9 protein-coding genes are annotated in these 12,417 nt (G+C 26.8%); 6 read left to right on the top strand and 3 right to left on the bottom strand.

Annotation, left to right across the window (positions count from 1 at the left end; genetic code table 11):
- Window position 1: 1 nt before the first annotated feature.
- Together ASHG_RS04695 and ASHG_RS04690 are read right to left on the bottom strand one after the other, a co-directional pair.
- Window positions 2-1,729, bottom strand: a complete 1,728-nt coding sequence (locus tag ASHG_RS04695) for a vWA domain-containing protein (RefSeq protein WP_040397851.1) — start codon at window positions 1,727-1,729, stop codon at window positions 2-4.
- Window positions 1,722-2,630 (bottom strand): AAA family ATPase, encoded by a 909-nt coding sequence (locus ASHG_RS04690; RefSeq protein WP_040397850.1) that lies wholly within the window; start codon window positions 2,628-2,630, stop codon window positions 1,722-1,724. Before ASHG_RS04690 ends, ASHG_RS04695 begins: the two co-directional genes overlap by 8 nt.
- A gap of 96 nt (window positions 2,631-2,726) precedes the next feature.
- Here ASHG_RS04690 and ASHG_RS04685 point away from each other — a divergent pair, with 96 nt between their 5' ends.
- The 3 genes from ASHG_RS04685 to ASHG_RS04675 are packed head-to-tail and all read left to right on the top strand — an operon-like array spanning window position 2,727 to window position 6,779.
- Window positions 2,727-3,170 carry a MarR family winged helix-turn-helix transcriptional regulator gene (locus tag ASHG_RS04685; RefSeq protein ID WP_040397849.1) on the top strand — a complete coding sequence of 148 codons (444 nt, stop codon included), beginning with the start codon at window positions 2,727-2,729 and terminating at the stop codon, window positions 3,168-3,170.
- Complete coding sequence (locus ASHG_RS04680) at window positions 3,167-4,933, top strand: ABC transporter ATP-binding protein (RefSeq protein WP_040397847.1); 1,767 nt, start codon at window positions 3,167-3,169, stop codon at window positions 4,931-4,933. Before ASHG_RS04685 ends, ASHG_RS04680 begins: the two co-directional genes overlap by 4 nt.
- A complete protein-coding gene (locus ASHG_RS04675) occupies window positions 4,923-6,779 on the top strand; it encodes an ABC transporter ATP-binding protein (RefSeq protein ID WP_040397845.1) in 1,857 nt (618 codons plus the stop codon). The genes ASHG_RS04680 and ASHG_RS04675 overlap by 11 nt, the downstream gene beginning before the upstream one ends.
- 34 nt (window positions 6,780-6,813) lie before the next feature.
- Here the strand turns inward: ASHG_RS04675 and ASHG_RS04670 are convergent, their stop codons facing one another.
- Window positions 6,814-8,709, bottom strand: a complete 1,896-nt coding sequence (locus tag ASHG_RS04670; protein ID WP_040397843.1) for an acyltransferase family protein — start codon at window positions 8,707-8,709, stop codon at window positions 6,814-6,816.
- Window positions 8,710-8,895: 186 nt separating this feature from the next.
- Here ASHG_RS04670 and ASHG_RS04665 point away from each other — a divergent pair, with 186 nt between their 5' ends.
- The 3 genes from ASHG_RS04665 to rlmH all read left to right on the top strand — a co-directional run bounded on the left by ASHG_RS04665 (window position 8,896) and on the right by rlmH (window position 12,392).
- On the top strand, window positions 8,896-11,178 hold the full coding sequence (locus ASHG_RS04665; RefSeq protein ID WP_040397841.1) for a metallophosphoesterase family protein: 2,283 nt from the start codon (window positions 8,896-8,898) through the stop codon (window positions 11,176-11,178).
- A gap of 102 nt (window positions 11,179-11,280) precedes the next feature.
- Complete coding sequence (trmB, locus tag ASHG_RS04660) at window positions 11,281-11,913, top strand: tRNA (guanosine(46)-N7)-methyltransferase TrmB (protein WP_040397839.1); 633 nt, start codon at window positions 11,281-11,283, stop codon at window positions 11,911-11,913.
- On the top strand, window positions 11,910-12,392 hold the full coding sequence (gene rlmH, locus ASHG_RS04655; RefSeq protein ID WP_040397837.1) for a 23S rRNA (pseudouridine(1915)-N(3))-methyltransferase RlmH: 483 nt from the start codon (window positions 11,910-11,912) through the stop codon (window positions 12,390-12,392). The genes trmB and rlmH overlap by 4 nt, the downstream gene beginning before the upstream one ends.
- The last annotated feature ends 25 nt before the right edge of the window (window positions 12,393-12,417 follow it).

The following is a 12,417-nucleotide window of genomic DNA, read 5'->3' as shown; positions in this document are numbered from 1 at the left end:
TTTAGTTTGCTATTAAATTTTTCATATAAATTGAAACGATTTTTGAGAAATTTTCTAGATTTTTTATTCTACAAAAATCAGAACCATAAATTAATTTTGCATTTTCTATATCTTCATCTTCTCCAGTAAATACGCCCAAAACTTGAATTCCATCATTTTTTAAAGATCTAATTTCTTTTGCAGTATCATCAACTGCTTTTTTGTCTATATATTGGTCTTTTATTTTTGCATTTACTGTATTAATATTGTGTTTTTCATCATTTGGGCGTCCGTCTGATAAAATTATTAAAATTTTTCTTACTTCTTCATTTTTATCTTCATTGATTAATTTATGGATTGTTTTAAAGGCAAGACCATCTCTGTTTGCACCTGATGCAAAAAAATCATAAATATTTTCATTTTTTCCCTTATCTTTAAAATCCCTGTACATATTAAAAACTGTATAATCTCTTAAAGTAGAAAAGGAAGAAACTCTTATTGGAATATTAACCTTATCCATGGCATTTACAATTATAAAAGCTTGATTTGCCACAAGATTTTGCCTTTTAATTTGACTTGCAGACCCATCAATCAATAAATCCAATTGAAATTTTGGTTTAGGATCTTTGTTATTTGAAAAAAATACCTTGGATTCATTTAATACAGGAGCTCTCCACACATTTACAGAATCAAGAAGTCCATAATTTTTTCTAAAAAGTTCATCTTCTTCGTGATTTGCCAAAGAGTTTTCTATAGTTCTTGTAAGTTCATTTACAGCTCTGTTGTTTATTGAGAGATTATTTTCAATATATTCTTTTGTTTTTGTTCTTTGTTTTTTTCTAACTTTTTGATTAAATTTTGCATTTGGAGAATCGGTATATTCTCCTTTTGTGAAATACAATTTTTTTGACTTGTGAATTCCCTTGGCAAGTTCTTTTTCTAATAATTCTTGTCTTTTTTTGCTTATAGAAAGTTTTCCATAAAAATCCTCTATAAATGAATCTTCTCTTTTATCTGTCTCATCATCATTTTTTTCAAAGATAAAAATATCCTTATTCATATCTTCTTTTTTTTCTTCAAAATAAATATAACCATTAAATTCCGCAGATTGGATTTGAAATTGGTCTTCTATATTTTTTTCAATATCTGATTCATCTAAATCATCGTGGTCAAAATTTTTAGGTTTTTCATCTTTAATCATTTGATCAAAAAGTTCATTGTATTGGTCAAATCTTTCAAAAAGAAAATATTTTTTGAAAAGTTCATTTAATTTATCTATAATCTCACTTGATTTATAAGTATCAATTGAAAAAAGCTCATAATAAAAATCTCTTACAAGTTTTGCTTCTGTAATTGGCTTATTAAAAATTTTTCCATAATAGGCTTTTTCTATTTGTTCATAGACATTATCTGTTTCTTTTTTGTATTGGTATTTGTCGAGAATTTTTTTTGCATAGGATTTTCTTAAATCTTTTATTACAAGATTAGTTTTTTCTAATTTTCTGTATGATAAGTCTTCCAACAAAAGAAGGGTGATTGCTTTAAATTCTTCAAAAAATGGATTGTCTTTTTTTAAATAAGAAAAAAATGAAGAAAATAAATCAAGTCTAAAATTTTTAAACTTGTATCCTTCAATTATATTTTTGTAATTTTTATCCATGGAATAGTAGGATTTTGGAAAAATTTTATAATTATCAGCAAAATCCCAAATTACATTCATAGCCCTTAACTTTTCAAAAGTATCAGTCATCAAATACACTCTCTTTGATTTCTTTTGGAAGCTTTGAATCAACGCTGTCTCTTACAAGCTCTCTTTCAAATTCATCAAAAGATTTATTAATAAGTCCCATCTCAATTGCGTCATATGGATTAAGTCCAATCTCCATTGTTTCTATTGCAGAAATTAGTCCCCTAAGGTCAACTGATTTTGTAGAAATTTCTGAATTTTCACTTTTTTCTTGGAGAGATTCAAAAATATCTATAAAAGTTTCCATATATTTATCTTTTAATTTTGGAAATTTATCCTTTAATAAATGTTTTAAATTTTCTCTTGTAATATTTGGCATATTTATAACCATAAATCTTGACGCAAGAGCCTCATTTACTTCTCTTGTTCCAACATATCCATAATTCATTGTTGCAATAAATCTTGTCTTATCGTCAAGTTTAATTTTGTCATAACCTGGAATATCAATTACGCGTCTGTGATCTAAAGTTGCGTGAAGAACAGAGATGGCTTCATTTTTTGCCATATTTATTTCATCCAAAACTCCAAAGCCACCTTTTTTTGCACATTCATAAACAGGACCCTTTCTAAAAACTACTTTTCCATCTTTGAAAGTGTCAGCTCCAACCAAGGAATTGTAATCAGTATTTACGTGAAAAGAAATATCCCATGATGGACGATTAAAAATATAAGAAAGATTTTGAGCCAAAACATTTTTTCCTGTAGCTTTTGGACCAGAAAGTAAAATATTTTTACCAGAAAGAATAGCAGTGATTGCTTTTTTCAAAACATCTTCTCCATAATATTTAAATTCTGGTTTAACAATCCTATCCTTGTCTTCACTATCTATATTTGCTTTTCTAAATTCTATTATTTTATCAATTAAATTTTGATCTAAATTTATTTCTTTTAAATAATCTATCATAATTCACCTCAACTGATATTATACAACAAAAATTTTTAGAGGCTATTGACAAAGTCCATTTTAGGACTATAATAATTAAAAATAGGAAGGAAGAAGATGAAAAAAGATAAATCACTTGAAATTTTTAATTTATTTTCCTTGATTAGAAAAGTGAAGGGCCTAAAAAACCAGAGCTTTAAAGATAGAAAAGCAAATGGGATTAAGACTGCAATTTTTTTATTTCTAATTTATGAGGATAAAATCACTCAAGCTATGATTGTGGAAAGAATGGCTGTTGCCAAACAAACAATCAATAATGTAATAATTGAGCTTTGTGAAAAAGAATATATAAAAAAAATTTCAGACCAAGATGATAAGAGAGTAAAAATTTTAGTATTAACTGAAAAAGGAAAAATTTATGCTGATGAATTTTTAAAACCCCTGATTGAATTTAATGAAAAATTATATGACAAGTTGGGGGAAGAAAAAATTGATCAAATGACAAAAGACTTTTCGGATTTAGCTGAAATTTTGTGCGAATTTAACAAGGAGGAGATTTGAATAGTTTAAAAGAATTTTTTGAAAATTTTAAATATCTTATGCCAGCCTTTGGTGATTATAAGAAAAATGCAAAAATTTCTATGTTTGCAACGACTATAGAAACTATTTTGGAGCTAATTGTTCCAACTATAATGGCGCTTATAATCGATAGGGCAGTAAGCAGGAAAGATATAAAAATGACTCTAATTTTGGGTGGGCTAATGATTTTAGTTTCACTTTTGTGTATGTATACAGGAATGCTTGCAACCAAACACGCATCTGCAACATCCTCAGGTTTTGGGGCAAATTTAAGAAAAATTTCATTTGGAAAAATTCAAGAATTTGGTTTTGAAGATTTGGAAGAATTTAGAACTTCATCTTTAATAACCAGACTTACAAGTGATATCCAACAAATAATATTTTCTGTATTTTTGGGAGTAAGATTTATTATAAAAACTTTGGTTATGGCAATTGTTGCAGTAATTTTATCAGTAAAAGTTTCACCAAGACTTTCACTTTTATTTTTGGTGACCTTGCCACTTTTGCTTGTAGCTATATTTTTTACTATGTCAAAGGCAATTCCTGGATTTAAACAATATAGGAAAGAATTTGATAAATTGAATCAAATTATCCAAGAATCTTTGGCAAATATTAGGGTTGTAAAATCTTTTGTAAGAGATGATTATGAAATCAAAAAACTAAGAGAGCAAAATTTCACCATGTTCAAATTAATTGATAAGGCTGGTGGGGCAATTTCATATATTTTTCCAATTGCAAATGTGATTATGTTTGGATCTATGATTTCAATTGTTTGGTTTGGTGGAAATGAAATTATTAGTGGAAAAATCCAAGTTGGAGAGCTAATGAGTTTTATCATGTATTCAATGATGCTTTTGGGAGCATTTATTGGAATTTCTATGGTTTTAGTTCAAATGATGTCATCTAGTCCTGGAGTTGTTAGACTTGCTGAAGTTATAGAACATGAGCCTTACATGACTAATGATGAAAAAATAAATAATCTTGAAGTTAAAGATGGATCAATAGATTTTTTAAATGTTTCATTTAAATACGGAAAAGATTCTGATAATTTCGCCTTAAAAAATATTAATCTTCACATAGATGAGGGAGAGTCAATTGGGATTTTGGGCTCAACCGGTTCAAGTAAGTCGAGTTTAGTTCAATTAATTCCAAGACTTTATGATATTTGTGAAGGGGAAATTGAAGTTGGTGGAGAAAATATTAAAAAATATGATCTTAAAAAATTAAGAGATGCCGTAAATATTGTTTTACAAAAAAATACCTTATTTTCTGGAACAATTGAAGAAAATATAAGGTGGGGTGATGTGAACGCATCCTTTGAAGAAGTAGAAAAAGTTTCGAAAATTGCCTGTGCAGATGAATTTATTAAAGAAAGAAAAGAAGGATATAAATCTGTTTTGGGCCAAGGAGGAAGTGGAGTTTCTGGTGGACAAAAACAAAGAATTTGTATAGCAAGATCTTTGTTAAAAAAACCAAAAGTTTTAATTTTAGATAATTCGACTTCAGCAGTTGATACAAAAACAGAAAGAAAAATTGTTGATGGAATAAATGAATATTCTGATAAACTTACAAAAATAATAATATCTCAAAGAGTTTCATCTTTTAAAGGTTGTGATAGGATTATGGTTATGAAAGATGGATATATAGAAGATATTGGAAGTCACGACGAACTTTACAATAAAAACGAATTTTATAAAAAAACCTACGATATGCAAGAGAAAGGAAGTGATATAGATGAAAAATAAATTAAATTCATCCAAGAATAAAACTTCCAAGGGTGCAATAAAAAGGCTTTTAAAATATTTATTTAAATATAAGTGGCAAATGTGCCTTGTAATAATTTCTGTAATTATTTCTACAGCAAGCCAAATTTTTGGAATGGCACTTTTAAGACCGACAATTGATAATACTATATTAAAGGCAGATATATCTGGTCTTAGGACAAATATAATAAAAATGATAATTTTATTTGGAACAAGCGTTATAACTTCCCTAATTTTTTCAAGACTTATGGTAAGAGTTAGTGAAAGAAGTGTAAAAGATATTAGAAATGAATTATTTGAAAAAGTTCAAAGTTTGGAAGTTGGATTTTTTGACCAAAATACCCACGGAGAAATAATGTCAAGATTTACAAATGATACGGATATGCTAAGCCAATCCCTATCATCATCAATACCAAATCTTTTACAATCATTACTTTTATTTACTGGAACTTTTATAATGATGTTTGTAATTAATTTCAAACTAACAGTCCTAACAATTTTGACAATATTTTTAATGCTTGCAGTATTAAAAAGAATAATAAAAAAATCTACAAAATTATTTTCAAAAAACCAAATTGAAATTGGAAAGATGAATGGGTTTATAGAAGAAACTTTATCAGGACAAAAGGTTGTAAAAGTTTTTAATTTTGAAAATAATTTGATAGAAGAATTCAATAAAACTGCTGATAGGGTTAGAGAATTAATTTGGAAGGCAAATACAGTTATGGGAAAAATCATGCCATTTCTAAAAAATGGAATTAATATTTCCTACGCAATAATTTGTATAGCTGGTGCTTTTCTTACAATAATTGGTCAAATGACTGTAGGAACCTTGGTAACATATTTAACCTATGTAAGACAATTACAAAATCCAATAGCAATAGTTTCCCAACAAGCAAATGTCTTGGCCCAAGCTATGGCTGGGGCAAATAGAATTTTTGAAATTTTGGATATGGAAGGCGAAAAAGATAAGGGCTATATTGACCTAGTCCACGCAACAATTGATAAAAACGGAAAATTTCATGAATCAGATACTTTAACAGGAATTTATGCTTGGAAAAAAATTGTAAATGGTAAAGCAATATATAAAAAGCTTGAGGGAAAAATTGATTTTGAACATGTTAATTTTTCATATGATGGGAAAAATCAAATTTTAAAAGATGTAAGTTTTTATGCAAGACCAGGAGAAAAAATAGCATTTGTAGGATCAACAGGAGCTGGTAAAACAACCATAACAAATGTAATTACAAGATTTTATGATATTGATTCAGGATCAATCAAAGTTGATGATATTGATATTAAAAAAATTCAAAAACAAGCTTTAAGAAGAGCCTTTGGTATGGTTTTACAAGATGTAAATTTATTTACAGATTCTATATATGAAAATATTAGATACGGAAGACTTGATGCAAATGACGATGAAATAAAAGCTGCAGCTAGAATGAGCAAGGCGGATTCTTTTATAAGAAGACTTCCTCAAGGTTATGATACAAAAATTTATGGAAATGGATCAAGTTTATCAGATGGACAAAATCAATTAGTATCTATTTCAAGAGCTGCTGTTGATGAGCCTTCAATGTTAATTTTGGATGAGGCAACAAGTTCAATAGATTCTGCAACAGAGCTTACAGTTACAGAAGCCTTGGATAATCTAATGACTGGATCAACATCAATTGTAATCGCCCACAGATTATCAACCATCAAAAATTCTGATGTAATAATGGTAATGGATGATGGAAGAATAATTGAAAGAGGAAATCACGAATCTTTGATGGAAAAAAGAGGAACTTACTATCAATTATATACTGGAAAATTAGAATTAGATTAAAAAAAAGCGTAGTGGTCGTTTGACACTACGCTTATTATTTTGCAAAAGAATTTATGACTTCTCTTTCAATAAGATTTCTATAAGCTTTTGATCCTTCAACTTCTGGATGAACCATATCTTTGGCGAATAAATTTGCTTTTTCCTTGGCAAATTTGTACCAATCAACCATGTAGGCATTTTGATTTTCATCACAGAATTTTTTGATTTTTGCATTAATTGGACCTTCCCAAGATTGGCTATTAACAGTATTTACAAAAAATACTTTTCTGCCTTCAGAAATATTTAAAATATCAAGCATATTTTGCTCACTTAAAGTTCCATTAGATCCAAGACTAACAAGGATTATATTTCCAAGTCCATTTTTATTTTTTATATCTTGCAAAACATTAGGACCATCAGTCATTTGCCTTCCAACTTCAGCATCAAGATAAAGATTAGGATTAAATTCCCTAATAAAAGGATCTATATTTATTAAAACTGAATCCCCAATTGCAGTAATTGAAGTATTTTTTAAAAATTCTCTTTCTTTTTCTGTAAAATTAAAATCATCATAAGCTTTTTTTTCAAAAGTAATTTCTTTTTTTTCAGACTTTTTATTATCATTTTCTTTTTTGTCTTTGTCTTTTTCATTTGAATTTGAAAGTTTATTCTTGTTCTCTTTTTTCTTTTGATCTTGTAAAAATTTTTCGTTGTTTTTCTTTATGTTTTCCTTGTTATCATTAATTCTTTTTTCAAGATTTTTCATATCTTTAGCCTTAGGATTTGGAATAAAGTTTGCCAAAACATTAAGGCTTAAAATTAGGATAGCAGATATAATAAAATATTTTTTTAAGCCAAATTTCTTTTGAAAAATTATATAAGTTATTTCAGATAAAATCAAAACCAAAAATATTTCCAAAATGTAAGCCAAAATCCTACTTTTTGTAGTATGGGCAAAGGCATAGGATATAAAAGTATTTATTATATATTGCCACATATAAATGTAATAAGATCTTAAGCCTATATAATAAAGAATGGTTTTAAAAAAGCCCATTTCTTTTTTGTTGATAGAAATTATATTTTCTTTTTCATAAGTATATAAAATTCCAATTAACAAAGCTTGAATTAAGGTATAAATAGGAATAATTATCCTATAAGTATATAAATTTTCCCCGTTTACTAAAAAGTAAATGATAAAGCTTAATAACAAAATACCATACAAAATGTATTTTTCCGAAAATTCTTTTTCTTTTGAAAAATCAATAATTTTAGTAAAATTATCAACCAAAAGGTAGGTGATAGCTCCAATAAAAATTGCATTAATTCTGGTATCTGGACCATAGTAAATTCTTGAAATATTATTTTTATCAAAAGAAAAAATAATCATTAATAAGATTGAAATTACTGAAAGTAATCCAAAAAGATAAATTCTTATTTCTTTATTTGTAAACTTATCCTTATATTTATCCTTAAATTTATCCAATAAATAGTTTATCAGATAAAAAATCAAAATAAATTGAATTTGCATGGATATATACCAAAAATGAGTAAAGATAGAAAAATATCCATTTTTAGTAAAGTAAGAACCGCCCTTAAAAATTTGGTATAAATTTTGAAAAAATAGGGCAGAAGGAATTGAAGCTTTGATTGAATCGTGAAAAATAATTTTAGAAAAAATCAAAGCTATTATTAAAGATAAGCTTATTACAAAAATTAAGCTAGGCATGAGCTTTAAAAATCTTCTTTGAATATTTATTTTAAATTCTTCCAAATTAAAGTCGTCTATACTATTTAATTTTTTCATCATTAAAAATCCACTCATCACAAAAAAGCCTATTACTGCCATAAATCCACCAGGTAAAATTTGTACCGATGAATGAAAAATACAAATTGCAAGTATGAAAATTGCTCTTAAAAATGTAAATGAATCTATTTGTTTATATTTTTTCATGAATCCCCCAATGAATTTTATTATAAATTATCATTAAAGAAATAGCAATAGATTGGAGAAATTGTAACCTTTGTAATAAGTTTTGTAAATTTTTTTTAATAAAATCATACATAATTATTACAAAATCTTGTAAAATTTTTAATAAAAATTAGCTAATCTATTAATAGAAAAAATCAGGAGGATGTAATGAAAAATAAAAATAAATTAGTTTTGGCTTTAATAATTGCAAGTGCGACTACTACAATTTTTCCAGAAAATGTATCTTTTGCAAGCGATGATGCCAGTACAAATGTAGAAATTACTGAAAAACAAAATCAAGATGGAAAAGCTAATATAGCTGATATTCCAAAAGATGATGAAGTAACTTTCCCAAAAAATGAAAAAAATACTAGAGAATCTGATGGAACAAATAAATTTAACAGGGCAACTGAAACTGAAAGAGAAAGTTTTGGTGAAGATAAGAACGTAGGAAATATTGATTCAAAAGTAAAAGAAAAATTAGATCAAACGAATGGAGAATATGGTAAGAAAAATGGATCGTATGCAAATAATAATTTAAAAGCCATTGATACTCCAATAAAAGATATTACAATAAACCCTGGTCAAGATGAAAACGAAGTAGCTGTAACTTGGTTTGGAAAGGGTGAAGTAAATGAAAATAGCAAATTAATTTTCAATAACAAGGAATATAAAGCAATTAGGGCAAGAAAAACTGGCGATTCTAATGGTTATTCAACTTATACTTCAATTGTTCAAATAAAGCCTGGTGAAAATTATGATTATTATATTACAAATGATGGTTATAAAAGTGATATTTTTACTTTAAGAACTAAGTCTCTTGGAAAAAATAATGAATTTTCTTTAGTTTATTTGGGCGATCCTCAAATGGGATCAGGAGATAGTGTTTGGGATAAACATGGTTTAAATAAAAACACCCAAGCAAAAGTTGACCAAGATAAGGCTGATTTTGCAAAAACTTTAAAAAAAGCTCAAGAGCTTGATCCTAATTTTTATTTTTCAATGGGAGATAATGTAGAGATTGCTGGATATGAAGGCGAATATGATTATTTCTTTGATAATGATTTATTTAAAGAAAGAATATTTTCATCAATAACAGGAAATCACGAAACCTATATTGATGGAAAAGATTCAAGTTTAGAAAATACAGTTTTTTCTGATCATTTTTATCTAGCAAATGAATCAAAATTAGGATCAATTTCAAAAGAAAATGAAGATGGAACAAGAACCTATATACCTGGAGATTTTTGGTATTCATATGGAGATACACTTTTCTTAAACTTAAATTCAAATGTAAATGATTCAAAAGAACATGAAAAATTTATAAAAGAAGCTATAAAACAAGCTGAAGAAAAAAGAGGATCTAAATTTTCATGGAAAGTTGTATCTTTCCATCACGCACCATATTCTACAGCAACTCACACAACTGATGATGATATTTTACAAAGAAGAAATGAGCTTGTAAGAATATTTAATAAAAATAATATAGATCTAGTATTAAATGGACATGATCATATTTATACAAGAACAAAACATATGGTTGCTGGTGAAAAAACTTTAGATTTCAAAGATGCCTATGGAACAGATGTGAACGATCCAAATGCAGAAATCAAAGATAGTTTTTCAGAAACTTTTAACAATAAAATTTATCCAAATGGAAAAGTTATAGTTGATGGAATCGGAATTGATTATGGTAAAAGCCAAGTTACAAATCCAAAAGGAACTTTATTTTTAACCATGTCAGCATCAGCAGGTGCAAAATTCTATAACCCTATCGGAGAAGACCAATGGTTTGTAAATAGGTCACTTGATGATAGAAGTCAATTATTTTCTCAATTAACATTTTCAAAAAATAAATTTAAAATTGTAACAATGAATCAAGATGGAAAAGTTGTAGATACTTACACAATTAATAAGACTGATGAGAAAATTTCAAATCCAGATTTTGAAAAAAATACTACAGATTACTCAAAATTGGAAAAATATATAGAAAATATTATGGGCAAAAAAGTAGTATTAGAAGATAAAAATATTGAAACTTACAACATTGCCCTAGAAAATGCAGTTAGAATTTTAAACGATAAAAATGCAAGTCAAGAAGAAGTTGATAGTGCAGTTGAAGTTTTAAAGACAAGACTAAGTGAAGTGTCATTTGCAAAAGAAACACCAAAAACAAATCAAAATGAAAATAATGATAATGAAAAAGAAAATAAAAATAAAAACGATGACCAAAAATCAAAAACTGAAAATGGATCATCAAATAAAAGTAAATTGAAGGGCAAAAAAGTAAAAGCAGAAAACTTTATAAAAGATTCTGACTTTGAAAATAAAAGCCTAAATAAAATTTACACAAAATCTACAAATGTAAAAACAGGAGTAAAATCTTTAAGCACAATATTTATAAGCTTATCCCTTGCTCTTGTTGGATTATTTAAAATTAAAAGAAAATAATTTTTTAAAGCCTAAAACCCAAAGTCTAAAATAGGATTTTGGGTTTTTCTTGTTTTTATCCAAAATATTTTGTAAACTATTACTTAATAGAAAGGATGAAAAATGAGATTAAGATTTAAAGAAAATGCAATTCCAGAAATGAAAGAAAATCCACTAATATTTTTTGAAGGAAAAGAAAATAAAGGAAAATGGAAAGAAATTTTTGGAAATGATAATGATATATATTTAGAAATAGGATCAGGTAGGGGAGATTTTTTAATAGAAATTGCAAAAGATAATCCTAATATAAATTTTATAGGCCTTGAAGTAAATACAAACGCCTTTGTAGTTGCTAGTAGAAAAATAAAAGAAAATGAACTAAATAATGTAAGGGGACTTATTGCTGATGCAGAAAATTTGGAAGAAATTTTTGAAAATAAAGAAATTTCAAGAATTTATTTAAATTTTTCAACTCCATGGCCAAAAAGACGCCACCACAAAAGAAGATTAAGTCACGAAAGATTTTTAAATAGATATAAAAATATTATTAAAGATAGGGCAATTCTTGAGCTAAAAACTGATAATAAAGAATTATACGAGGCATCATTATCTTATTTTGAAGATTTTTCTATGGATATAATCGAAAAAGAAATTAATATATCAGAAGAAAAAAGCAAATACATAAGTGAATACGAAAGAAAATTTAGAAATAAAAATATGCCAATTTACTATATAAAAGCGAGATTTAATAAATGAATATATCAATTGTAAGCGTTGGAAAAATAAAAGAAAAATACTTCAAAGATGCAATAGCAGAATATGAAAAAAGATTAAAACCATATGTAAAATTAAAAATATTCGAAGTAAATGATGAAAAAGCGCCGGAAAATTTATCAAAAAAAGAATTAGAAATAGTAAAAGATAGGGAAGCTGATAGGATTTTAAAAAAAATAAAAGAAAATTCATACATAATTAGCCTTGAAATTGAAGGAAAAAGTCTATCTTCAGAAAAATTTTCAAAATTAATAAAAGATCAAATGACTTATGGAATGGGAAAGGATTTGGTTTTTGTAATTGGAGGATCAAATGGTTTATCCAAAAAAATAAGTGACAAGGCGGATTATAAATTATCATTTTCAAAAATGACCTTTCCTCATAAATTAATGAGATTAATTTTAATAGAACAAATATATAGGGCATATAAAATTATAAATAATGAACCTTATCATAAATAAAATGGACCTAAAAAAGGTCCATTTT

The sequence above is a fragment of the Anaerococcus senegalensis JC48 genome, from assembly GCF_000321005.1.
Lineage (GTDB): Bacteria > Bacillota > Clostridia > Tissierellales > Peptoniphilaceae > Anaerococcus > Anaerococcus senegalensis.
This window is presented reverse-complemented; position numbering and strand designations above follow the sequence as displayed.